The sequence below is a fragment of the Congregibacter brevis genome, from assembly GCF_045689245.1.
In the GTDB taxonomy this organism is placed as follows: domain Bacteria; phylum Pseudomonadota; class Gammaproteobacteria; order Pseudomonadales; family Halieaceae; genus Congregibacter; species Congregibacter brevis.
The window spans coordinates 1,578,709-1,602,944 of record NZ_CP136865.1; the positions used below are offsets into that span (position 1 = coordinate 1,578,709).

A 24,236-nucleotide genomic window follows, 5' to 3' on the forward strand; every position below is an offset into this window, starting at 1 on the left:
ACCCCAAGTCTCGTAGTCGTTCGCAAGCACTTATCTGCGGTGAGCTTTAAATGCCTCAAATTGCTATTGGTATGCCGGTTTTTAACAATCAAGAGACTCTCGCGCGCTCCATAGATTCTGTATTACAGCAAACTTACGGTGATTTTGTCCTAATTATTTCGGATGATGGGTCAACAGATGGTACGTGGGCGATATGTGAATATTATGCCCGAGTAGACTCTCGTGTGCTGATCTTTAGGCAAGAGGCCAATCTACGTTACATGAACTTTAAGTTTGTGCTTGATCAGAGCCAGACTGAGTTCTTTTGTTGGCTGGCAGGTGATGATTATTATTCTTGCTTCTTTTTAGAAAAGTGTATTTCCGTCTTGAACCACGATGCGAGTGTGGTTTGCAGTGTGCCCAAGTGCCAGTTCACAGCTCCTGCAGGAAATTTGTCACTCGCCGAGGGGACATTTCCGATTGTTCAAGACGAGATTGATATGAGAGTGACTCAGTACCTGTATTGTCCCAGCGACAATACTCGTATGTACGGTTTGTTTCGCAGTGAGGTTCTTCGAGATAGCTTTCCCCCCCGCGGGTTTCATGCATACGACTGGGCGCTATCAGCACAGACGCTTTGTTTTGGAAAGCATCAAGAAATCGATGAGGTTTTGATCTATCGTGAGAAGACTAAACGCGCACTCTATACGGGCGCTGTGCTACGTGATGAGCGGGGTTTGCTTAAGCAGCTTTTCCCTGTGTTCAGGATGTCGGTGTGGCTTCTGCGGCAAAAAAAGTTTCCTAGGCGCCGCGGTGTTGTGAGAGCGCTAATTTGGTTGAACCTAGTCAAACATATGGAGTACGTTTCGAACGTCCATCCTGATTTTTACGAAAGAAGCCGTTTTTTTTATACATACTTAAAAAAACGACTATGAGTCTCAGGGTGGAGTTGCTTTGCCATCTCAATGCTTTCTTCTGTAAAACTGTGAGTTGGTGTGTCTGATTTTGAAGACTCGCAATGGCTGTGGGCCCTAGTATTTTATGTGACCCTTTCGCCCGACGTTTTAGGGGCAGATTAATTGGTAGCAACAGCGTTAGCGTTAGTAGATCGCTATCCGGGAATCAAAACAAAGCCTCGGACGACGTGTTTTCGCTTGGTAGGCAGAAACTCAAAGGCAGCTATTGAAGAAACAGGGCCGGTTGAAGCAAAATTCGGCAGCACTCTCATTGTGGGACGGTCAGTCAGTATTTAAGCGCAACACGGGTTCAAGGTATACCGGCCGGACTTAGTGTGTTCAAGGAAAGTGGGTTCGCTACTAGTGCGTCTGGGCGATGAGCAGTTTAATGGCGACAATGGAAATGGAATCATTGCAGAAAGCCCTCTACATTTGTTCTTCCTTGCCGCTCGCCAACGGATCAGGCACTGAGCAGCGTGGACATCGTAATCTAACTGCACTGATTACGCGCTATGACACCCATGTTTTGATAACAGGCACGCCAGAAAATGAGGCGATGCGAAAAGCTAGATGCTCGAACCTGTTGGGATGCACGTTTCACTTCCTTTCTATCACGCCACATACGTCGATCGTGGGGGACAAGAATTTTAAGGGAGCGCAACTTATGGGCGCTGTGCTGGGGGCTTTGTATCCATCCTTGTCTGCTAACAACCTGTCACACGCGGAAATTCTTCAGGTCATAGACGAAGTAAACAGAGAAGGGCCATACTCAGTAGTCCTAGTGTATAGACTTGCTAACGTGCCAATCTATAGGTTTCTCAAGAAGATTGGAGTGATAGTCGGGCCGGCTTCCCTTGATTTGGATGATATTGAGTCTATCTCTCTGAAGCGAAACGTTCAGGTAGAGCGTCGTCGTATGGGGCGTGAATTAGTTCTGGCAAACTCAATTCGCGCATATCGGTTGGCTTACTTTGAGCGGCATTTGAAGTATTGGTTCAGGTGTATCTTCGTTTGCTCTTCGCTTGATGCAGAGGCAATGAATGCGCGTCATCATACGGATCGTTTTGTATCAATAGTGAACTCTTACGATTTTAGTGGGCAGGTCAAGCCTAAGGAGCAGACGAGCGATGTTAGTGCTGTCTCTATTGTGTTTGTCGGTTCCATGTATTACGCACCGAACGTAAGCGGTGCTGTGTGGTTTTGCAGAGAAGTATTGCCAATTCTTCGTTCGTCTTGTGCAGTGCCAATCTCGGTTAACATCGTCGGCTTCGACCCTACGTCAGAAGTGACGCAACTCAATGAAATTGATTTGGTTCGTGTAACGGGCGGTGTCGAGAGCTTAGACCCTTGGTACGCGAACGCAGATCTGGCCATAGCGCCTATTCATTTCGGCAGTGGTAGTCGTATAAAAATATTAGAGTCTATTGCGATGCGAACCCCCGTTGTATCGACAACATTGGGCGCCGAGGGGCTAAATCTCACTCCAGAGGAGGACTTATTGATCGCTGACGAGCCTGCAGACTTTGCCAAGCAGTGTATGCGCTTGATAAGTGATCCAGCCTTACGAGGTCGTTTGGTGGCTCAATCTTTGGCTAAATGTCGCAGCATTTACGATCATCAGGTTGCTACTCACGATATTCTTGAGTGTTTAGTTTGATCGTATTTCCTCCTTAGACACTTGCTGCAATTGTGTGGACTGTTTGCATCTTAGCGCCTTGGTTGCCGAAGGAACAGGATCTGCAATGTCAGCAACACGTGCATAGTTGATTAGCGGCCCCCGAGCTTAAAGAGGCTTTTGTTGTTGTATCGGCTCCAGGAATGCAAGCGGATCGCTTTTTATGCTGTGCGGAACCGACAGCGGAGAGTCTTTTAATGTTATCTTTTGCTCTAAGAGTTCGCTTTAGCCCAAAGCCAGCTAGACGATCTTGATCTCATTTCGCAAAGGCCCGTTACGAACTCTAGATCCGGCATTTTTTCTAAGCTAGGGTAGTCATTTGGATTCCGTCCTTCCCTTAGAATTCTCTCAATACTATGTGTTTGCTTCAGCAAATTCTCGAGGTCGCGATAGTGGTCGCCAGAAACTCTGTCGTGGCATTCGACTAATAAGTCAGCGCTTTCAAGCGCGGGTAAGCTACTAGCACAAATAAGATCGGTTTCGGCGCCTTCAATATCTACGATAACCAGTATTTTACCCTTGATGGAATTCGACAGATTTTGTAGTTCAACCGGATCGCAAAACTCCCGCACTTCTATTCTGTCGAGCACATCGTTCAAACGGGCATTCTCTGTCGTCACTTGTCTTGCTCTTGCGGACAGGTCGTACGCAAACATTTTTGCGTTCGGGCAGATACGCGCAAGCCCAATAGCATAGAACCCGTCGGCGCAACCAACGTCCACTATTGCGGCATAGTCTTTGAGCTGTGTGCTGTTTAGTTTTGCGAGGACTTCTTTTTCATAAGATCCGAGTAACATAGCGCCGAGATCGTTGCCCCAACTGTGGGCTTCAGAAAAAGTCAGCCCTTTGAATAATCCGGTAGCCACCTTGCTTTCGCACTCGCTGCGAACTCTCTCTTTGAACGATTTCCTATAGGACTCAGCCTCTATGCGAAGACGCTCTGGTTGGCCATAAAGCCTTACATACAATCGTCTCGCGATTCGACGAGCGACTCTTCGAGCCCATGTGTATGGATTTTGCATAAGACCTCCTTCTTTCTGCCTGCTTATAATTTAATGTTAGTTGGCTCTTTGGTATACGTTGTAAGAGCGATCTGGTGTGAAGCCTAGGCCTGGGCGTTTTGATGATCTAATTCAGCGTTAGCGAAAGCTATAAGTTTCCTTGCTTTAGCCCACCCATGACTTTTGGGTCCTGAAACTCGACCAATTTTGACGACCAGGTCTGCTAGAAAGTCAGCTGAATTGCCACGCCTACTGACCATGAGAGCTAACATGTCGCGTTGGATTGAGCGACGCTCGCTCGGGTTGATTAGGGCGCGGCTGATTGCGTTTGGTAAGTCACTTAAAGAAGAAAAACATTGTCCTGCACGAATGTAGACGTCAGCGATTGTTGGCTCTATGGGCATCGTCTCTGGAGTCCGCAGAAATACGGTGGATTTTTCAAGGCAAAGGCACTCAATGAGCACCGAACTATTGTCATGAACAACAATATCTGAGGCTCTGAGATAGTCGCGTTGTTGCTTAGGGTCTCGTATAAAGAACGTATTTGCTGTTAAAGCTACTTTGCCTGCTATTCTCTCGGCCAGTGAGCTTTGCTTTTGCGCTTGGATTTGCTCTTCGTTTTCTTCCCAAAGCTTTTCATGGCCCAAAATTACAATTTGCACTGGCTGTGAAAATTCAGTTGTTATAGCGTCAATCAAATTCTCACCAAAGCGTGGCAGGATACTCTTTGGCCGCCAATGTGACGTTACTGCAACAGTGATTATATCTTGCATACCAAGTGAGCTACGAAGAGAGGCGATCGCTGTCCGGCTTAGAGGTTTCAGTGCGTCTAGCTTAGGCGAGCCACCTATGACACATAGGAAATCCTGCTTTTTCGTTAGTTGTTCATCATGTTGTTTAAAGTATTCAAGGTGCGCGTTGGAATACAGCACACTGATTGAAATGCTGCTTTGGCGTTGAATGGTTTTGAGTGTGTTGCAGGGATAGGTTGTAAGGTTGCCCCAGCCGGACCCATGTGAAAGCTGCACGCGAGTAGCAAACCTAGCGGGATAGAAAAAAGTCACTTCACTTTGAAAAATGTAATGCCATTTCTTTAGTCTGCCTAACCTCACGGGTATAAAAAGTTTTGTAAGTTGGTGGTCTATTTGGTTTAGGTGATAGCTTTCTATTGTGGCGGTGTCAATCAGGCTGATTCGCACTGCAACCCCACGCGCCAGCAATGCGGCGATCAGTGGCTGCATTTGTTGAAAGCCACGAAGGTCGTGAACCAAGAAAAGGGCCTTGATTGGGCCTATCCGGTCAAAAACAAAACAGTCAAGCTTCCTTGCCGTGTTTAAGAATGCTTCCTTGGTCTTTCGGAGCCGATGTTTCATGGCAACGCTCCCGGTTTTTCGTCTCGAAGTACTGAGAAGGTAACCGTCTGTAGGGCCGTTAAGTGGTTTTTCTCGAGCATTTCGTTGCCTTTCTTCCCTTTAATGCCGCGCTCAACTCAGTGAAGCACGCTTGGGTCATTGTTGTCGTAGGAACACCAGTCTCTGGCCCGTGTTCCCAGGGATTCTGCCTGGTTGGTAAATTGTCAGAACCCTGCAGGTAGCTTGTAGCGACTCATTTATGCCTGCGAAAGTATCGCGACAGTTTAAAGAAAAGAATCTCGTTAAGCTCGGTTGTTACCATGATATGTTCACCAGAGTTGGTGAAAGCGACACCTTTTGCGCCTTCACCTATACGGTGGACATCTATAAACCCTCTCTGTTTGATAGCGGCGTTGTCGGGGCACCATTCTAAGATTTCAGCATTGCCTTGAGAGTTTGTTACGCATAAGAGCCATTCGCTTGGGTGCGCCGCAACATGGTGCAGTTCAGCACAGCCGCAATCGTAAATTGCGAGGGGGTCCCAAGGCGAGCTGTCTGGAGGTGCGGAGTTGCAAGAAAACACCGAAACAGCGGATTGACCGGTATCGCTGGGATTATTGAAGTAAGGTTTGTGAGTCACATACATGACGGTGCCGCACTGGGAAAATGCAACTCCATGAGGGGCGCCTAGACCCAATAAATTCAAAGATGGGGTATCAATCTGAGACGAATGGTTGGGTGCTTCTTGTAGATTCGGGTCTTCTATTCGAAAAAACGTTAGGCCTGCGGCCATTCGATTTGCCACTGCTAGCCACTGGCCGCCCGGGTGGATCGCTACATCTGCAGGATGATCGAGACCATGGGCAGGATCGCGTACGACCCATAGAATGCGGGATGAGTTCTCCCCAGGCGGTTCTTTTAGAGAAAACGCGCTCATTGTGTCCGCATATTCTCCAACCGCGATTACTGCGGAATCATTGGCACCAAAAGACGCGCCGTGAGCGTAACGGTAAAGCTCCTTATCTATAAATACCTCCTGCGCGGTAATCTTGTGTATTCCAAACAAGCTATTTGTAATGCCAAGAACTGCGATTCCGCTTGAGCCGGTATTGCTCACAACTACCTTGTCGCCTTTACTAGATAGGCAGATTGTCTCTGGACGACGTAGCGAAGCATCTCTCGATACATAAGAGCTTGATGGAATGGACTTTCCGAACGCGAGCGCCCATATCTTCGGGTAGGGCAGCAATTGTCGTATGCGCCGCATTCGGTACTGCCCAAAGCGTCGCAAAAGTAAGTCATGCGCTAATTCCAAACGTCATCCCCTTTTTCCGTTAAGTGGCGATTCCAAACTTTATACTCATGAATGTAACCTTTGTGGAGTCCTGCTTTCCAAATAGCGTTATAGCCCATATTAAGGGTGAGTTTTGCGACTATTGCCCACTGTATGTGTTGGCGAATAGCCCATCTTGGAGCGCCCATGAGTTCTGCTGTTTCAGGACGACTTCCACGTTTTGGCACGTCCTCGTAAAAGAGGCTTCTGCCAAACCGGTAGGCCCTACCAAACAACCACTTTGGTGTTAACTGTTCTTTACGAATGATGTGGCGAACCCTGGCACTCTTAACAAAATAGCCTCGGAGCCCACCTTCTTGGCAGCGCTGAAGAAACTCAGATTCACCCCCCATGACGTAGTCTTCACCCTTAGGCCCAAATCGCTCATCGAAATGATAGCCGGCTGAGAACACCCGACGACGAACGGCCATGTTTGGACCCCATATACATAGAGCATCGCAGGGGCCTGTCCTGATGTCTGCTGGGGTTATTGCGTATGCTGGGCCTAGTGGTATCGATTTGAGCAGCCGACGTGGAGGAGTCTTGGGCCAATGTGGAGCGATTACTCCACCGAACAAGTCGAAGTCGGGTTGTGTTCGGCAGCAATCTGCAAGTTGCACTAGCCAATCTGTATCGGGGAGAATATCGTCGTCGGTTAGAATTACCAAGTCAGCAGTGCTAACTTGCAAGCCGAGGTTGAGCGATTTGTTTTTACCGGGTTCTTTCTGTTCCAAAACAGTGATCGGAAGATCTGATTGAAACTGCCGAAGCAGCGCCGCCGTGTTATCGGTAGACGCGTTGTCGATAGCAATAATCGATACTTGCAGTGATGCGGGGGTTTCAAGCTCTCTAAAAGCTCGAAGCATTGGGTCAAGCCGAGCCGACCCATTGTGAGTTGAAAAAATAATGTCTAGCTTCATGGCCCCTGCTTTTCGATCAACACTTCACATGTATCAGCTACAATATTACTTGCTAAACATCAATAAACAGGCGAAATACTAATCTTGGGTCTACTAGTTGAGGCGTGCTTCACAACACGCGGCATCCTCAGTTTTAGTGCCTCACGTTTTTAGAATTAGCGCCTAAAAGCTGCTCACCCCGCCGACTCCCACTAGATGTCATTTCCTATGTTTCTCGGCTTTATTCAGGTTTGAGGGATTACTCGATTGACGCCAAACGCCAAACGCCAAACGCCTATTTTTTCAGGCTTGATCAAACGGTTTTCTCAAATTGAATGATGTTTCCCGCAAAGAAACTGACTCAAAACTTTTTCACATTCTTTTTCACATTCTCGGAACCATTCGTCAGGCGCGTACACTGACCAATCCTTGGCGCTGGGCGGGTCAACAGCCTTCAGGGCATCATCTAAGCTTGCGTTTTTGTTGAATCCGATTTCGTCGAGTACTTTGTGAAAGTTCTCTCTTGGCCTGGCAACTAAATCATCGTATTTGACACTCGTGTCGGCATATTTTTTCGCAAACAGCCATGATAGCTTCCAGATGTAATAAAAGCGTTTGTAAGGATGTGGTGTTGTTTCTCGGTTGAGGAAGGGGAAATGCGGCGCTAGACCGTCACTCCAAGTGTCGAGATAAAAGCTGTCTTTATATGTCGTTTCTATGTTGCTAGCTTGCATCTTCTGAGGGTCTGCCAGAAAGGAGACCCATTGCTCTCTCGGGTGACGGTAGATATGAACAATAGGGACGGACGGGAAGTGGTGTTTCAACCAAGGCAGCCTAAAGTCCACACGGTTAAACTGAAGAACAGAGGTGTTACCTGTGTGGGCTATCAGTTCACTGATGTATTGGTGCATGTTTGGATTAAACGTATCTGCACACATGAATAGGTCGTCTTTTATCCAATCGAGACTATAGAGATTTGCGAGGTGCGTCATCCCATCATACTCTCGAGAGTAGTCATCGACGCCACGATGTGTCGCATCGACCTTGTTTCCTCGAACGTGGGGATTAAACCACTGTCGTTCGTTGAACGGCTCATAGTACGCGGTGCATTCGTTCATCTGTCTGAACATGTTCCATAGCAGTGTGGAGCCACTACGGAATCGTCCGGTAATAAAAATTGCGTTCTCTGTCGCACCCGATGATATCGGCTTACCTAAATCAGAGTAAGGACTAGCGTCATTGCTGATAGCCGGAAGATGTTTGTGCCTTGAGTGAAACTGTCGATCACTTTCCGCCGCAACATCTGAATGGCGCAAAAAGCGTATAAACAGATCAATCGCTTGGTGTTTAAGAAAGTTTTTCATGTTTGCTGCATATATTTGTTCCACCACAGCTGAAACATTAGCAAGCTCCATAGGAGCGAAGCGTGGTCTTTTTTGGCACTTTGATGCTCGTCCCAGATTTTTTTTATCGACTCGATCTCCATGAAACGCAACAATCCAGCATTCGTCTCGAAGAGGGCTTTTTCGGCTAGGCCTTTTAGGTCGTCTCGTAACCATTCCGCTACGGGCGGCGAAAAACCCATTTTTTTTCGGGTCAGGATGTCGTCGGGCAAACCTGACCGGAATGCACTCTTCAGAAGATACTTTTTTTCGCCGTTGCAAAGCTTCAGGTCGGACGGCAGCGAGCCCGCGAACTCGACCAAAGTGTAGTCTAGTAACGGAGCTCGCACCTCCAGCGAATGGGCCATGCTCATTCTGTCGACCTTTACAAGAATGTCACCGGACAAATACGTTTTGATATCAGTATAGAGGATGCGCGACAGGTGGTCAGCGCCGTCGCAGTTGGTATAGGCGTCGATAGTTAGCTTACTTGGGTGATAAATGCCAAGCTGTTCTCTCGTAGAGTCTGAGCTTATTCGGCGCCATTGATCGTCAGTTATTTGCGCGTTGGTTTGATAAAAAGCCAAGGCTGAGTCTTTAGTTAGGGCATCTAGAAAAGTTGACGTTCTGCGTAGAAAGTTGACCGATGAGTGTTGTAAGGCTTTTGATATATACGGAAATAGTCGCACTCGTAGCCATCGAGGTGTGCGTTCGCGCCATTTGTTTTCAATCGCGTCGATCGTATATTTCTCATACCCAGCAAAAATTTCGTCTCCACCATCGCCCGCTAAGGCTACTGTGACGTGTTGGCGGGCAAGCTTTGAAACAAAGTACGTCGGCACCAGTGAAGGATCGGCAAAAGGCTCGTCAAAGTAGCCCACTATCTCCTCTAAATTTTCGGCAACAGTATCGCGTACGGTATGTTCGTGGTGGTCTGTTTCGTACTGCCGCGCGACACTCAGCGCAAATTCAGTTTCATTAAAGCGCTCTTCATCAAATCCTATAGAGCAGGTTGTTACCGGCTTACTGCTTTGTCGGGCCATGGTTGCGACTATCCCACTGGAATCGACACCTCCGGATAGGAATGCTCCCAAGGGAACATCTGCAATCATGCGTCGCTTTGTGGCGTTGTCGATATGACATTTAAGCTTGCCGCGTGCATTGTCTTCGCCAATAGCTGTTTGGGTAAACGATACATCCCAATACTGCTGCTTTTGATGCCCTTTTGCGTTTAGCTCCAACCAATATCCAGGCTCAAGCTTATAAACGCCTTCAAAAATGCACTTTGGGTCTGGTACATACTGGTAGGCAAAAAAATCGTAGAGCGCATCCAGGCGGACGGTGCGTTTGACTAAGTCAGCGGCTAGTAAAGCTTTTAGCTCAGATGCAAAGGCAATGTCGCCATTGATGAACGTATAATAGAGGGGCTTTTTGCCAATTCGGTCTCTAGCTAAAAATAGTGACTGGGTCTGCTTGTCCCAAATCGCAAAGGCAAACATTCCATTGAGATCACCAAGACATTCGCGTCCTTTCTTTGCGTACAGGGCAAGAATAACTTCGGTATCGGTGTGGGTCTGAAACACGTGACCCTCGTTTTCTAGCGATTGACGTAACTCGATGAAGTTGTAAATCTCTCCATTAAAGACGATGACGTAACGCCCGCACGTCGAATGCATAGGTTGAGTGCCGGCTTTCGACAAATCAATGATAGATAGGCGCCGATGATGCAAGCCGACGCCACTGTCGAGGTAGGAGTCGTGGGCATCGGGCCCTCTGTGTCGAATCGCCTCTCCCATACGTAAGAGCAACTGCTCGTCGCCGATAGGCTTATGGATTTGCGTAAAGCCGGCTATGCCACACATAGCTTATAGACTCACAAAAGGTCGGAAACGCGATCCGAGTGCAATCGTGACGGGCAGTGGTACGTGACGCCATACGGCTTCCAAGGTCCGACGTAGCGTACCTCTCAGGTTGCCGCTTTGTTGGTGTTGGAGCATTACTTCTTCAGTGTTTCCGTCCTTGTCGTAGTTGACCCACCGCAAGGCCAAAGGCTCAGCTCCCCACTGTGTCTTGAATCGGTATGTCCCTTCACCGTAGCTAGATCGACCAAAATCGAACTGTTTGCACTTTCGCTCAGTAGCATGCTCAAGCAACGACCAGTAAAGCAGCATGTTTGGAGATAGTTTGTTGAATTCCCTTAGTGTTGAAGCCCATGGAATGGCTGCTTTATCGGGCGTAAACAAAACCAGCCCACCTGCGATCACCTCATCACCATGCATTACCAAACCAACTGTACAGTTGTCAGCATAATGCTGGGCGATGGCTAGAAACCACGCTAGGCTATGTGTCGGCGAGCCTAGATTCCGCATGTTCCTTGTGAAGACCGAGTAAAATTGTTTGACACGATATGGGCTGTTGCCAAGCGTCGCTACCAACCCATTTTTTTTTGCTTTGTTAATCTGGCTCCGGTGCTTGCTCTTGAACCCAGAAAACAGATCTGCCGGATTCTCGGGTAGGTCTAGTAGTAATCTGAATTTTTGCCCTGTTTTCGGCTCCACCGTGTTCAAGCTTGATTCCACATCACAACTTGCACGCACTTGATGTATCACGTTTTCGTCTCTTTGAAGTGTCTCGAGCAATCTATCCGCTATGTGCTGTGCGACGGTGAGGGGTTGTCCTAGGTCACAATAAGGTAAAGAACACGTACGACTAGCCCCAAGTAAACTAGGTATGCGTGCTGCAGGTAAAACTCCCGCAATGCCGTCGCGTTGACTGATTGCGATGTAGTAATGCGTCTTGAGTCCGTAGGAATCTTCCATTGCTAACTTCCAAGCCCATCGATGATACGGGGAGGCATTTGGATGGCTACTCACAAACTGGTCCCACAGCACTGCATCTGAATCGCTGGCACGCCGTACTTCCAGGTATTCTTGGTTGTCGACTGAGCTTTCACTCAAGCTGTTTTCCATTAAAAGAGTCACTGGTCGCCTATAGAGTTAAAAATGGCTCTTGCTTTTTCGACATGCACTCGCCAGTCAAGTGTAATAGCGACGTGCTCTCTAGCCCGTAAACCCATTTCTTCTAAGCGGTCGCCGTCGCTCAAGAGATGTTGTATGGCGTCAGCTAGCGCTTCAGGTGTCTGGCAATCCACGATAATGCCAGTTTCACCTACTAACATTGTCTCTCGAGTTCCACCAGAGTCACCCGCTAACACCGCCTTTCCGCAGGCCTGTGCTTCAGCCAGCACCATCCCAAAGCCTTCGATATCGCTGCCTTCAGTGCGATTCGGTAGTGCGAATAGATGGCATTGCTGATAGCACTGAATCATTGTCGAGTCGTCGACCTCGCCAAGGAACTGTACATGGTCAGACAAGCCGAGCCCTGTGACTAAACGCTCTAGTTCGGACCGTTCTTCCCCTTCGCCGACGATTACATAGTGTAGGCTTGGGAACTCTTTGAGGAGTAATGGAAGCGCGCGAATCAAGACATCATGCCCCTTGCGGCGCTGTAACCTTCCGACCGTTAGGATAACTGTGCGTTCGAGCCACCCCATGGCCGCACAAAAACTCCGGTCTCTCTCGGCGGGTACAAATCGCTCCGCATCCATGCCCGGGTGCAGAACCTGCACTTTATCCACGCTGACGTCCCAGTGAGCAATCAATAGTCGAGCAGTGTTGTGGCTATTTGCAATCAATACTTCTGCGGAAGAAAACACTCTACGAATCATCCATGAAAGCTCACGGCTCTCCATTGCCGCTTGGATGTCCTCACCATGCACGAAACACAAGTAGGGCAGCTTCAGGCTCTTATTGAGGAGCCAGCCGATAACCCCCTCGGGTAGACACCGGCCACAGTGAATCTGACTGACGCCCTCGTCACGCACTATACGCCGTATTCCCTGGAAGCTTTGGTAGTAAAATTTCAGCCCCGTTAAGCTTCGAAGGCCCCAGTGCTCACTGCTCAGCGCCAGTCGGCGTATGCGTATTTGGTGGTCGATAGCGCTATCAAACTCTTTATCCCCTGTCGCTGTGCCTGCCGCTACGAGGAAGTTTTGATTCTCGAGTCGCCCGTAGAGCTCAAAAAACCAGCGACCACTGCCGCCATTACGCGGGGGAAATACCTCACTGATAAGCAGTGCGCTAGCCACAGGCTATCAACGCCTGATCAGTTGTTCGATTGAGCGACAATGCTTGCCAGGGCTCCATAGGGGATTGATTCAGAGCAAACATTTTCTATTAACCCTTACTAAAAACCGCTTGGTAGCATTCGCAATACGCGCGAGCCATCGTGGTATTCAAAAAATTTTGCCGAAAGCGAGAGGCTGCTTGGCTCCCCATGCGGTCATATTCGGCACTATTTTCGATCAAATGTAACACCGCTTTTGCGAACTGGTTTGCATCACCCGATGGCGTCACATAACCCGTCTCACCGTTGATAACGATTTCTGGATTCCCACCGACATTGGTGACTACGCTCGGTTTTGCGAGTGACATTGCTTCAAGGAGGGTCATTGAAGTGCCTTCACTGAGCGAAGAAAGCAAAAAAACGTCTATCGCCCCCAGCCATGCAGATGGGGCAGATATATACCCGGGCAGTACCAAATTGGACTCGAGGCCTATTTCCCGAGCATGTGTTTCAATGTTTGCGCGTTCCTCTCCGTCACCAATGAGAAGTAACTTAGTGTCGGGGTGCTTGTCTACAACGATTCGGAAAGCATCGAGCATCATCTTGTGGTTTTTTATCGGGTCGAACCTTGCGACGCTGCCAAGCACTATTGAAGTGTCTTGGATCCCGAGGCTTGAGCGAATTTTGGCGCTAGCAGTGTTTTCCACAGAAACTGGTTTCAGTCCGTTGTAAACCACTTGAATTCGTTTTGGCGAGATATATTCGTACCGACCTAGAGCTTGCTTTGTTGCTTCACTGATCGCCGTAATACGCTTTGTGAACACTGTTAGGACCGGGTTCACGAAACGCCTTTTTGGGCTTGCGCTGTCTGGATAAAACCGGCCGTGTTCTGTGAAAATCACACAGGCCCTGGTCCCAAATGCTGCAAAAGCGCCGTAGACCCACGGTGTGTACTGATGACAGTGAACGATGTCAACGTTGTGCCTTAGGATATGTTTTCGTAGTGCCAGTACTAACTTTAGATCGAAGCCGGGTTTCCGGGCGTGAACATCAATTTGAATGCCAGTGCGCTCGAGCAGCACTCCCCATGGTCCCAAGGGCTCCTCAATGCAGAATATCGACATTTCAATTGTCTTGGGGTCTGTCGATTCGACAAGATTTCGAATCACTTGTTCTGTACCACCTATACGCATGTCATAAGTTACGTGCAGCACTCTAATAGGATCGGCCGTATTCAAAACTGCAATCCGGTTTTCCCGGTGGGGGGGCGATACTGCAAGAGAACAGCTGCTTCACTAATCGTGCAGAATCTGAGATCGGCGCTTTTCTGAGCGTGTTCTATTAGTGAGGCAATATTTTTTGTTACTGTCTCTAACGCATTTACGCGATTTAGCATTCCCCCGCTATTGTCTATCAGGCTGGAACTATGGAGAAACATGTGGAGCACGGGCTGATGTTGGTTAATGGCGAGGTCGACAAGTGGAAACATGTCCTCAGCCGTCATTACCTCGGGACTGAGGTACAGTTTGCGCAGTAGGCGGGTCTGCCATAGCGCTCCGACTAGTCGAAGTCGCTCCAGCGGCGGATTAGATACCGTGTTGTATAGACTTCTTGCCCACGGAAAGCTCCCATGATTGAAGCTAACCGTGACAGGGACTTCAAGAATATCACGTTGGTTGCCATGATCTGTCGGCTTAGCGAAGTCAGGCCAGTAAGGGCGCAGTGGTGTCGCTTCGCAGTCAAAGTACTCGTTACTATAAAGTGGATACATGCTGCTATCGACCGATATACCTTTACGGCGCAAGAGCCTTAGAATCTCCCCGTTGACTCCCCACCGGCCAGTCCTAAAAGCACTCGGCACAACGTCTAGACTATTCTGCAGTTGGGCTATGAGCGCGTCCAGCTTCGCTTCGGTATGCTCGATGGGTAGGTTGACCACATGTGATTCGAGTTCACCTGTCTCTCCGTAGTACGGAGGATTAGCCCAAGGGTGGAGGTGGGCTCCAATTTCGCAACGTCCTGATTTCGCAATCGGGCTTAGATAGTCCGCCGCTTGCTTGTCTGCGGCTACTGCATAGTCAACAAAGTATGTAGGGCGAATGCCAAGTGATTCGCAAAAAAATTGAAAGGCTGGTACCTTCTGAACGTTAGTAACAGCGCAATCACCCTGTGGAAATGGCCCGCTCCAATCCCACTCTTCCTCTGTATCAACAGACAGCACGAACAAGAGGGATGGTCGACTTCTCCGTGTCAAATTCACTGTTCATCTCGCAGTTCTTTAAACAATGAACAGTACTCCGCCGCCATGCGGGCCGCGGAGTACTGTTCATTTACGAAGTCGCGGGCGGCTCGCGCGAGCGCAGATGTGTGTTCCGGGGTTTCAAGTGCTTGGCGCCATAACTCTATAAGCCGGCTTTTGTCGCCAAGCGGCGCCAAAAGCCCGGTAACGTTGTGTTTTACTAGTTGGTCTACGCCGGGTATGTCATACGCGGCGACGGCAACACCCATAGCACAGGCTTCCATCAAGCAGCGTGGTATTCCCTCCAAAGTAGACGTCATTACAAAAAGTTCGAAGCTGTGTAAAAGTTCGAGGCGGTCATCTCGAAAACCATAGAAATGAATATCATCGCGTGAGGGCAGTGTATATGCATAGGCTTCGAGCGCGGCTCGTTCATTACCGTCGCCCAGTAAGACAAGCTCGATATCACTGTGGTCCTGGTGAAGCGTGTTGAAAACGTCCAGAATATCGTGAACATTTTTGCGGCTAATCAACTGACCTACAAAACCAATACGCCGTTTTTCAGTCTTGATCTTAGGTCGTAGTCTTTCTTCTTCAACTTCGCTGAGGTCAACCCCATTTTGTATGTATCGCAGCTTTTCCTCGGGGGCACCAACAGCGCGCGAATCGAGCATTAGTTGCTGTGATAACGGAACTATCCGGTCGGCACGGATCATTGCTTTACAGCCGGCCCAGATGAAAAGCTTCAATTTTAGATCGCTGGAGTTTTCGAAGCCATGCGGAGTGCAAACACAAGGTATACCTGCGCGTCGAGCTGCGAGGAGTCCGACGATGTCTGATTTATAACCGTGCGTATGGATGATTTGTATTCGTTCCATAACGATAATCCGCGCCAGCTTATCGATCACAGCGAAGTCAAAGCGATGCTTCATAGGCACTTCAAACACACTGCCTAGACCTTGTTTCCGGAATTCGTTAACCAGTTCGAGTCGTTCGGCTTGTTGCTCCACGGTTACAGCTAAATCGCAACTCACTTCCTTAGAAATATTTCTGCAAAGTGCCATTATCCAGCGCTCTGCTCCGTAATAACCCGTAGGACATATAAACTGGAGGACCTTTATCGGGTCTGAACTCAATGGGGCAGTTGGGGCGCTGCCCCGCATCTCTTTAGCGGTCATGAAGATTGTCCCCAAGATCTTTGAACACCCCGATCGCTGTTCCCCACGCCCTCGCAGGGAAATAGCAACAGTAGAAACCTAGAATTGCGCAGATGGAAACATCGTCAGATGACATACGATAGAGCCTGACTGCGTATGCTGTAAATGGCAAGGCTGCCAGAAAAGCAAACGCCAGACCAAAGTAAAGGTGATTAGCTAACATGAGTGCTACCGACAGGAGGCCCACCAATGTGATGAACGGCGGTACTATAAAGCTCGGCCATTCTCTTAGTTTTATGTCTCGATTTCTAAGAGATTGTAAGTTTGACTGACCTCTCCAAATTTCTTTGCGAAATAGTTCGGCATACGTTTTGTCTTCGCCTAGGTGGACATAGCTCGCTCTGCTTGAGTACCACAGTGCTCCCAACTCGCTTACTTTGTCAGTAAAAAAGTAATCTTCACAGGTCACGAGGTGTTCTGGGAACCCGTGTACAGAGCAAAAAGTGGTTCTTCTCATCAGTAAGTTGCGCCCAGGCAAGAACTGCAAGGACCTATCTACCGTCAAGTTGCTTAAGTTAATGCGAATCTTCTCAAGTTCCGTAACGGTTTCCCCTCCCTCTTGCATCGCGCTGGCAATGGCGACCCCAGTGTCTTCTTTAAGGAAAGGCAAGAGCGAAGTTAGCCAGTTGGTTGAGACCTTGATATCGGCATCTAAGAAAGCCAGATATTCCGAATCTGAGTTTTGGGCTCCCAGGTTCCTTAGTGCAGCAATGGTGAGCGTCTCCTCTGCCGGTATCACTTGGAGCGGCAAGTCACTCGCTGCCGAGAGGGTTTCGCGTGACAGCGCCGTATTTTGGGTAACCACGATCACTTCAATCTTCTGCTTAGGCGAGAGCACAAGTTTTGATATCGAGCGCAGAGTCGCAGCAAGTAAATGCTCTCGCCCCTTGTGAGGAATTACGAAGCATGTCGTCTCAGTGGTCATCCTTTGACCCCGTTGGGCTTTCGCATCCCCAAGACTCGCTTTGCATAGGCTACTTCACGTTTTGGCGACAATTGCGCCAGTGCTCGGATGACCATTAGGGCTATGTTTAAGGACTGCACAGCCAAGTTCGGTTGGCTGGGGGGCGAGTAATGCCCTCGGTTACATTTGGGTATCTGCACTTCCGGATACTCACGTGTAGGGTGTTGGTTTAACATCAAGAGTGAGCCAATTCGCGTGTAGTACTTCGTTTTGTCTTCAGACAAACCGTCGACAGCAAAGTCTACGATTGCCTTCGCTTTTTCTATGTAGTCAGAAGCATTATCTCTATGCCAACGCGCTGCTTCGTATAAAACGTTGGCTTTCCTAAGGTCTTGCGCATTCCAGGTCTGATTTGGGAATTCAAGGATCTCTGGTGTAAGGAGATAAGGTTTTTCGTTTATCACAATCCAGTCAGCATAGGCGATCAAGCTGTCTCTGGCGTAAGTAAAGTGTTCGTCGAACTCCGACACTTGATGTTTGATCGATAGAAAGCGAGTTACCGCTTGGAGGAAAACCACGTAAAACCAACATTCCTCTACGTTACCTAGGTTCCTCCTATCGAGATCGTCCTTCGGATGAATAGTCTTTCTAATTATGTTGGCTAACTGCAGTAGGGTGGCGGGAGATCGACTGAGGGTGTAGCAGTCCATGAGTGCGTTCATGTAGTTTGCCACGCCTCTGTCTAAGGGGTACTGATCCGTAAGATGATTTTTTAGATCGGGGCGGCTGCGATTTTTGATCGCGAGTCCCACTTCAAAAAGAGTGCTCGATCCTTCATAAACGCGTTCGATCCATTCACGCAGGCCGAAGAGTGTAGACAGTGATGACGAATCGCCAGTGATCAAAAAGTGATAAAGAAGACCTGTGGTGTAGCAGTGCTGCCCGCCAGGTCCACCGCCGCCGGTATGCCCATCGTAAGCATCGCTTGTTTGTAGTTTTGAATAGGAACGGTGTGAAGATGTCTCAGCGTGGGAGTAATGATCCGTATGCCAAAACAAACCGTGATTATACTCTGGTCGATCATCTTGCGTATGGTACACGTCAATGTCTCGAACGTGTCGCGCAAGGTCATTAGCTAGTTCGAACCAACGTGTGTCACCTGTGATCAAGTATTGACGCAAAAGTCCGAATAAGGGGTCATATTGATTGTTGTAATGCGACACAAAAAGGCGTTTACCGTCATATCCTTCAGTCTCATGATCAGCCCATAGGTCGCCAAAGTGGCGCCATCCGTACTCATCAATGGCTTCTCTCTTTGCAAAGAAGCTATCTTTTCCATTCAGTCCCCTATCAATGATTGGTTGTAGTCGCGGGTCTACCTGAGATTCATCTCCAAGTTCTGGCAGCGCACAATGCCTAATGTGTTCTGGTGTGAGCTGGACTGACGCCTCGCCAACCGACGTTGAGGTCTCTGGAGTTGCTGCCGCCTTTTCAAATTTTTCAAACGCTAGAGAAAATCTCTTGGTACAGCGCTCTCCCGGTTGTAGTTCATGCTCCTGCTCCAATTTCGGCATCAGACCCAGGCAAAGCCCGTCGGCTGTCGCTGAGAGTTCGCTTGGATAGCGTTGCCAAAAATCATTGATGCGTGCAGTAACCAAGGTTTTGTTCAAGCGTAGTTGTAGCATTGGATCTGCACGCTTACCGCGGTGCACACATTCATCCACTTCCAGCAGAAAACCAGATTCGCCAGATGGGAGTTTACCCATATGGTTGACGTGCACAGGACTGTTCCAGTTTGCTCCTCCGCTTGCATGCTGCGTTATCCTAACTGACTCAGCGAATGCTTTGGGTTCTTCGTGAGGTTGTACTTTGATCCAGCCGTTGAACTTTGTCTGGTTTACGTCAGATGTGAATGTAAACTCGAGTGAGTCAAAAAAAATGGAATTGCAATCGCCCAAATCCCACCGGCCGTTGGAGTGATTCGCAGCGGATGGGTTGTGGAGGGTCACGCTTCCATCGATTTTTCTTCCGTCACTTTGCAGAACTAAGTTTAATGTGACGCGCACGCAACGGTCGTCAGGGAGCAAAAATGCCCCTGTGATATCGATCTCAGTTGCCAGTTCCCCCCAAGCTGTTCTATCTGTTCTATAGTTCTGTGCTGCAATTTTTGCGGTGTGCCGAGCACCTGCGTACTGGAGCGAGATTTGCCACGTAACTTCTTCATCGAGCAACGTGACCTTTAAATCTTGTGAATCGAACCGAAACTCCCGTTGATCGGCTTTATAGCTAAGGAAAGAGTCCTTCTCTTCTACCCGCTCAGCTGCTTTTTCCTCGGGGCGTGAAAAGGCGTTAATGTGATTATTGGACACTTTGAGATAGAGCTTTTCCTTCTCTAATAGGTCTATCTCTGTTTTAAGGAAACACCATTGAATACTATTGTCTGGCCATAAAGCACTGACGTCGAAGTACGCGGGGACGCTAATACCGTCTAAATGTTCGAGTGTCAGTTTTTGCCGGTCGAAACAAAAGCCTTGCGGTAACGGAATGCCGCACCTAACGTTCAAGCGTCGTGCTTGAAGCGACTGACGCTCGGTAACGATTAACGTCGGCGCCGAATGGTTTTTATCTTCAAGTTGGTTTTGCACCTCCCTAGTCCTCTTGAGCCAAGCTAAGCATCTCTTTAGACAATTGAGGCCAGAGTGGGGCGGCGATACTTTGCAAGCGCATTCTAAGCTCACCGATAGGTGCGTCAAAAGGAGTGGACAGTGTCAAGTATGCTGCTTGATGATGGCCGAACAATAGGTTTCTGGCTTGCAAAATTTTGGCTACGTAAGGACTAGCAACGAGACGATCACCCATTCCGTATCCGCTCCACACTAAGCGCTTTTGATTACCATAGGTGACTTCCGACTCCTTGAGTGGTCTAGTGAGTGAGCTTCCTCCTCTAGAGGACGCAAGCTTCCATGCGCTTCCGTATGGATCGACCAGCCGATTTAGCGATGAGACGGCCTCAGCCCCAGATCGTTGTGTTTTGAAGTACGCGAAATGTAACACGACACTTGCGGTGCCATTTGAATACTTAGCGGTCAAATACAAGTCAGGATTGTTGATGCTTGGAGCCCATTCCCCAAGTTTTTCGGCCGAGGGGCTTTGGCTAGATATGGTTGTACGCTGAAACCCATTGAGTTCTTTTGGGATGCTTATCGAAATGTTTTGGCGTTGTGTGGCCGTTGACGACTGCAATTGATCGCACGCAAGGTTTATCACCAGGTAGATACTGAGTAGTAGTGCCGCTACGGCAGTGTCTTTGCGCTCATACGTGGCTACGGACGAAGTGGGGCTAGTATATGTGTCCAGTGGTTTTTCTTGAGTTTCCGACCAATGTCCGCCTAACCAAAACATCACAAAGATCACGAGTCCGAAAAATACCCACCCGTACAGTAGGTGGTCGGCACCTACTGCGTACTGCATACCCGAAAAGTGGCCGATCATAACGATACCGTAAGCTCGGAGACCGTTTGCTAGGATTGGAACTATAAGTGCAGCAAGAACGAACAAAAGTCGTTTGCGCGTAGATTGGTAATTGAGGTACGCGTAGATTGTGCCTAGCGCAGCCGAGGCAATTAAGTATCGAACGCCACTACATTCTTCTACGACAGACCAGTTCCCGCTCGGCAATTGGAACAATAGTCCGTCACGAAACACTGGTATTCCCGAGACTTGCACCATGTAGACAGTGAAATCCGCGGTAAACTCCATCATTGGCGGAATGAGGCTTTGGCCGATGGGGACCGCGAAAAACAAGTAAAGAAGCGGGAAAGCAATCGCAGACGCGAGTGCGCGACCTAGCAGGAGCCAAACACTAATTTGCATAATCGTAATCATTGCGAATTGTGCAACCACCGCAACGTCAATCAGAGAACTGATTAGCCAGACCATTAATGCGGGTAACAAGATAGTTGCAGCCCACACATCTGGACGCAGTGGGATGGTCGCTATGCGATGTCGAGCATCCCACAAAAGCCAAACGGTGATCGGCAAAATCAAAAACCCATGAGTGTAGGTTTCGTTGCTTCTCCAGACCTCAATCATCGATGCCGTGGTGTGATAAAAAACGCCGGGCACGCCAAGGAGTATCACCAAGAGTGGAGTGAGGGGGGGCGACGCACGCCATTGCGTTACAAACCTGTGTAGCATGAAAACTGGTCTCTAGTGCTTAAACATAAGCCGTTTTAAGTGTCGCGCCCCGTCTTCAATTAGAAACTTCCAGTCGCCGTTGTGAGTTCGCACTGAAACGAATGCGTTTTTACAGTCAGCTAATTGCTGTTTGTACTGACTGTCTCCGCCCATAAAGTCGTATTCGTCGACACCTTGATCTAGAAAGTCCTGCATCAACAGAGAGTGCCCACACAGGCCCGGTTTCAATTTGCCATTATTCTCATGACGTAAACCTTGCAGGTAAAAATAAGCAGTGTTTCCATAGATCATGAAGTAAAACACGCCAAGGAGGCGGTTCCCAACATGGAGTTGGGATAATCTGATGTTTCCGTGATCGAATCCACGTTTTATGAGATCTTTGTGGAAATCAGTGAATGCTGCATTGTGAAAACCACTATCAATCCAACGTTGTTTGTGAAACGAACCTGCTTCATCAAACATCCTTAACGCCTCTTCTGCTGTTTGAGCGTCTAATATCGTGGGTTTACCGAATTGTTCACTATACAATCGCATGCTTCGCCGAATTTGTTGGCGGGTGTTGGAGGAAACCGCCTGTAAAACAGTCGCTTTCTTTTGTCTGCATAAAGCGAGATTTCGCTTGTACCCTACGACCTCGAGGTCAACGTTAACGTTCTCCCGGTCCAAATAGGCCGAGGAGTCAGGTGTGGTCGACAGCATGGAAATTTTTAGTTCATCGCAATAACCCTCGTTAAAGAGAACTCGCTCTACGGCCAGCAGTGCAGGTATTTTGTGCTCGGGGGACGCAAGAAGAGCGTTGTACTCTATCCATACCTGATCTTCATGCTCGAGTCCGGTCTGGTGCAGCCTTGCGGTGTTGGAACTGAGGAGCGAGTACCGGGTCTCTTTCTTCAAAATAAAAACGCCCAGAGCAACGATTTCTTGATTGGCATAGACTTTAGCCAACAAAGCGGGGGGCGGGGCGATTTGGTCTAACCAAGTGCTAATCCAAAGCCAGCTGGTGAAAATTGAAGGATTTACTTGTTTCTCGAGTTTTAGCCAGTCGGTTGCGAGGTCTGTATTTTTTTCGAGTCGTGTGATGCTTACTTGGTATTCCCCAATCCTACTAGCTTGGATGCTGTTGCCAGCAACTTTGCATCTATCGGTTGAGGTCACGTGCGATTGTTCGGTGATGAGTCACATACGGGAGATTGTATCCGCGACTTGACTATTCGCGCTGGATTACCGACTGCAATCGAAAGTGGCGGAAGCGATCGGGAAACTACGGCGCCGGCGCCTACGATAGTCTTGTCCTCTACTGACGCCATTACTAAAGCGCCATTTCCGATCCAGCAGTCAACGCCGACGTTAACAGCGGCGTATTCTCCACCCTGTTCTTGGATGGGCACGTCGACGCTGTCGAAGTGGTGCTGATCACTGCCGCTCATGATGTGTACACCGCTAGCGATTAAGCTGTCTTCTCCGATGCTACAAGCGCCAATATTGCATTGCGGACCAATGTATACGGCCCTGCCAATCGTTGTGTTTCGTTGTGAAAACACGGTCCCAAAACCGATAAAGCAGTCTGCGGCACAAGACTGCATTGCAAAACGATAGAACGCGACTCGCAAATAGCTTCCGGCCTTTCCTGGAAACAGACTTAACAGTTGCGAAGTGCCACTGAATGTCCCCTCTGGATGCAGTGTTCGTGCAAGTGCATCACAAATTATAAGAGGCGCAACAACGAGCACCGCTCCTCCTCGCGCCAATTTCTTCAGGCTAGATTTTATGATGAGCTTTTCGGGCATGTTAGATGCATCAGGTTTCGTCTCGACCATTGTGTTTACTCGAATCGAGGTTATCGTACGCTAATTTAACTGAGGAGGCAGTTTTGTGGGGAAAGATCCGTGTTTTCGTCACTGCGGTTCCACTTGCGTCATTGCGGTGATTTGTGGCGCGCTGCTGTGTAGTACAACGAGGACCCTCGCGGGCGTAAATTGGACGGAGATTAGCGTTGACTCAAGTAGTAGTTTACACGCGGCGGTATCAATCGCTAATGGTCAGGGACGCACTATTATCAGCCTAGAGGCAGGGGAATATCGTATTTCTTCAGTACTACGCATCGATGGTGACTACATAACTCTTCGTTCTGCGCATGGTAACCCTGATGAGGTTAAGATTAGTGGTGGCGGGATGCGCTCTACGCCCAACGTCAATAACCTTGTTGAGGTGAGTGGCAGTCACGTCACGATAACTGGAGTGACCTTGCAGGAAGCTGGGAATCACTTGGTGCAGCTTCGGGGAGAGCGTGATGCCGATTACTTTACGCTAACAAACTCGGTACTCAGGAATAGTTTTCAGCAATTGTTGAAGGTGAGTTCCGAGCCCGACTCCGTACCCTCGGCTGATTTTGGCGTTGTGCGTAACACTGATTTTTACTATAGCGAAGAATTAGGCCCTAATTTTTATATAGGCGGCATCGATCTCCACGGAGGTAAAGACTGGTTGATAGAGGGTAATCGGTTCCGAAACATAGCCAGTCCAGCGCGGCAGGCAGCGGAGCACGCTATCCACGTGTGGAAAGGGTCTGCCGGCAACGTGGTGCGAGAAAACCTGATCGTTAACTGCGATAGAGGGATCGGGTTTGGCTTATCAGCTGATCGCCGGTACCACAATTACGGTGGTCTTATTAAAGACAATGTGATCATTCATTCTCGTCGAGATGACCCCTATTCAGATGTAGGTATTGTTTTGGAGGGAAGTCCCGGCACTGCCGTTTCAGGAAACTACGTACATCTTGCACATGTCTATCCCAACGGGATTGAGTACCGCTTTAAAGAGACTGTTGATGTTGTTGTTAGTGGAAACATATCAAACAAGAGTATTGCTTCGCGCGATGGAGCCCGAGCAGTAATGTTAGACAATCGGTATTCTTCAAGGCTGCAAAAAGCTTGGGATTACGTTGGTCTTTTTGTACGTAAGTGGGGTCAGTAACGCC

19 protein-coding genes are annotated in these 24,236 nt (G+C 48.7%); 3 read left to right on the top strand and 16 right to left on the bottom strand.

Going from position 1 to position 24,236, the window contains the following annotated elements; translation table 11 throughout:
• Nucleotides 1-50: 50 nt before the first annotated feature.
• Nucleotides 51-914, top strand: a complete 864-nt coding sequence (locus R0137_RS06905; protein ID WP_407329591.1) for a glycosyltransferase family 2 protein — start codon at nt 51-53, stop codon at nt 912-914.
• Between the two features lie 409 nt (nt 915-1,323).
• Nucleotides 1,324-2,592, top strand: a complete 1,269-nt coding sequence (locus R0137_RS06910) for a glycosyltransferase (RefSeq protein WP_407329592.1) — start codon at nt 1,324-1,326, stop codon at nt 2,590-2,592.
• Between the two features lie 230 nt (nt 2,593-2,822).
• On the opposite strand, the gene R0137_RS06915 is transcribed toward R0137_RS06910, so the two are convergent.
• The 16 genes from R0137_RS06915 to R0137_RS06990 all read right to left on the bottom strand — a co-directional run bounded on the left by R0137_RS06915 (nt 2,823) and on the right by R0137_RS06990 (nt 23,076).
• Nucleotides 2,823-3,632: a 50S ribosomal protein L11 methyltransferase gene (locus R0137_RS06915; protein ID WP_407329593.1), complete on the bottom strand. Its 810-nt coding sequence runs from the start codon at nt 3,630-3,632 to the stop codon at nt 2,823-2,825.
• A gap of 83 nt (nt 3,633-3,715) precedes the next feature.
• Nucleotides 3,716-4,984, bottom strand: a complete 1,269-nt coding sequence (locus tag R0137_RS06920) for a hypothetical protein (RefSeq protein ID WP_407329595.1) — start codon at nt 4,982-4,984, stop codon at nt 3,716-3,718.
• 232 nt (nt 4,985-5,216) lie between these two features.
• On the bottom strand, nt 5,217-6,278 hold the full coding sequence (locus R0137_RS06925) for a YncE family protein (RefSeq protein WP_407329596.1): 1,062 nt from the start codon (nt 6,276-6,278) through the stop codon (nt 5,217-5,219).
• Nucleotides 6,269-7,162 carry a glycosyltransferase family 2 protein gene (locus R0137_RS06930; RefSeq protein ID WP_407329597.1) on the bottom strand — a complete coding sequence of 298 codons (894 nt, stop codon included), beginning with the start codon at nt 7,160-7,162 and terminating at the stop codon, nt 6,269-6,271. The genes R0137_RS06925 and R0137_RS06930 overlap by 10 nt, the downstream gene beginning before the upstream one ends.
• A gap of 359 nt (nt 7,163-7,521) precedes the next feature.
• Nucleotides 7,522-8,559: a sulfotransferase gene (locus tag R0137_RS06935; protein ID WP_407329599.1), complete on the bottom strand. Its 1,038-nt coding sequence runs from the start codon at nt 8,557-8,559 to the stop codon at nt 7,522-7,524.
• The gene (gene asnB / locus R0137_RS06940; RefSeq protein WP_407329601.1) at nt 8,556-10,439 is read right to left on the bottom strand and encodes an asparagine synthase (glutamine-hydrolyzing); all 1,884 of its coding nucleotides are present in this window, start codon (nt 10,437-10,439) and stop codon (nt 8,556-8,558) included. The genes R0137_RS06935 and asnB overlap by 4 nt, the downstream gene beginning before the upstream one ends.
• A gap of 3 nt (nt 10,440-10,442) precedes the next feature.
• Entirely contained in the window at nt 10,443-11,534 is a 1,092-nt protein-coding gene (locus R0137_RS06945; protein WP_407329602.1) for a GNAT family N-acetyltransferase, read from the bottom strand.
• Between the two features lie 20 nt (nt 11,535-11,554).
• Entirely contained in the window at nt 11,555-12,724 is a 1,170-nt protein-coding gene (locus R0137_RS06950; RefSeq protein WP_407329604.1) for a glycosyltransferase family 4 protein, read from the bottom strand.
• 88 nt (nt 12,725-12,812) lie between these two features.
• Nucleotides 12,813-13,940: a glycosyltransferase gene (locus R0137_RS06955; RefSeq protein ID WP_407329605.1), complete on the bottom strand. Its 1,128-nt coding sequence runs from the start codon at nt 13,938-13,940 to the stop codon at nt 12,813-12,815.
• Nucleotides 13,937-14,473, bottom strand: coding sequence for a hypothetical protein (locus R0137_RS06960; protein ID WP_407329606.1), 537 nt, complete (start codon nt 14,471-14,473; stop codon nt 13,937-13,939). The genes R0137_RS06955 and R0137_RS06960 overlap by 4 nt, the downstream gene beginning before the upstream one ends.
• 485 nt (nt 14,474-14,958) lie before the next feature.
• Nucleotides 14,959-16,005, bottom strand: coding sequence for a glycosyltransferase (locus R0137_RS06965; protein WP_407329607.1), 1,047 nt, complete (start codon nt 16,003-16,005; stop codon nt 14,959-14,961).
• Between the two features lie 103 nt (nt 16,006-16,108).
• The gene (locus R0137_RS06970) at nt 16,109-17,083 is read right to left on the bottom strand and encodes a glycosyltransferase (protein ID WP_407329608.1); all 975 of its coding nucleotides are present in this window, start codon (nt 17,081-17,083) and stop codon (nt 16,109-16,111) included.
• Entirely contained in the window at nt 17,080-19,707 is a 2,628-nt protein-coding gene (locus R0137_RS06975) for a hypothetical protein (RefSeq protein ID WP_407329609.1), read from the bottom strand. The genes R0137_RS06970 and R0137_RS06975 overlap by 4 nt, the downstream gene beginning before the upstream one ends.
• Nucleotides 19,708-19,711: 4 nt before the next feature.
• Nucleotides 19,712-21,259 (bottom strand): exosortase A, encoded by a 1,548-nt coding sequence (xrtA, locus tag R0137_RS06980; protein WP_407329611.1) that lies wholly within the window; start codon nt 21,257-21,259, stop codon nt 19,712-19,714.
• 12 nt (nt 21,260-21,271) lie between these two features.
• The gene (locus R0137_RS06985; RefSeq protein ID WP_407329612.1) at nt 21,272-22,414 is read right to left on the bottom strand and encodes a GNAT family N-acetyltransferase; all 1,143 of its coding nucleotides are present in this window, start codon (nt 22,412-22,414) and stop codon (nt 21,272-21,274) included.
• Nucleotides 22,411-23,076: an acyltransferase gene (locus R0137_RS06990; protein ID WP_407329613.1), complete on the bottom strand. Its 666-nt coding sequence runs from the start codon at nt 23,074-23,076 to the stop codon at nt 22,411-22,413. The genes R0137_RS06985 and R0137_RS06990 overlap by 4 nt, the downstream gene beginning before the upstream one ends.
• A 55-nt stretch (nt 23,077-23,131) precedes the next feature.
• Here R0137_RS06990 and R0137_RS06995 point away from each other — a divergent pair, with 55 nt between their 5' ends.
• Entirely contained in the window at nt 23,132-24,232 is a 1,101-nt protein-coding gene (locus R0137_RS06995) for a right-handed parallel beta-helix repeat-containing protein (RefSeq protein ID WP_407329615.1), read from the top strand.
• Nucleotides 24,233-24,236: the final 4 nt, after the last annotated feature.

What these genes read in the sequence shown, in the direction of transcription:
- R0137_RS06905 (WP_407329591.1), top strand. Translation starts at nt 51, where the DNA reads ATGCCTCAAATTGCTATTGGTATGCCGGTTTTTAACAATCAAGAGACT.
- R0137_RS06910 (WP_407329592.1), top strand. Translation starts at nt 1,324, where the DNA reads ATGGCGACAATGGAAATGGAATCATTGCAGAAAGCCCTCTACATTTGT.
- R0137_RS06915 (WP_407329593.1), bottom strand. Translation starts at nt 3,632, where the DNA reads ATGCAAAATCCATACACATGGGCTCGAAGAGTCGCTCGTCGAATCGCG.
- R0137_RS06920 (WP_407329595.1), bottom strand. Translation starts at nt 4,984, where the DNA reads ATGAAACATCGGCTCCGAAAGACCAAGGAAGCATTCTTAAACACGGCA.
- R0137_RS06930 (WP_407329597.1), bottom strand. Translation starts at nt 7,162, where the DNA reads ATGCTTCGAGCTTTTAGAGAGCTTGAAACCCCCGCATCACTGCAAGTA.
- R0137_RS06935 (WP_407329599.1), bottom strand. Translation starts at nt 8,559, where the DNA reads ATGAAAAACTTTCTTAAACACCAAGCGATTGATCTGTTTATACGCTTT.
- asnB (WP_407329601.1), bottom strand. Translation starts at nt 10,439, where the DNA reads ATGTGTGGCATAGCCGGCTTTACGCAAATCCATAAGCCTATCGGCGAC.
- R0137_RS06960 (WP_407329606.1), bottom strand. Translation starts at nt 14,473, where the DNA reads ATGTATCCACTTTATAGTAACGAGTACTTTGACTGCGAAGCGACACCA.
- R0137_RS06965 (WP_407329607.1), bottom strand. Translation starts at nt 16,005, where the DNA reads ATGGCACTTTGCAGAAATATTTCTAAGGAAGTGAGTTGCGATTTAGCT.
- R0137_RS06970 (WP_407329608.1), bottom strand. Translation starts at nt 17,083, where the DNA reads ATGACCACTGAGACGACATGCTTCGTAATTCCTCACAAGGGGCGAGAG.
- xrtA (WP_407329611.1), bottom strand. Translation starts at nt 21,259, where the DNA reads ATGCTACACAGGTTTGTAACGCAATGGCGTGCGTCGCCCCCCCTCACT.
- R0137_RS06990 (WP_407329613.1), bottom strand. Translation starts at nt 23,076, where the DNA reads ATGGTCGAGACGAAACCTGATGCATCTAACATGCCCGAAAAGCTCATC.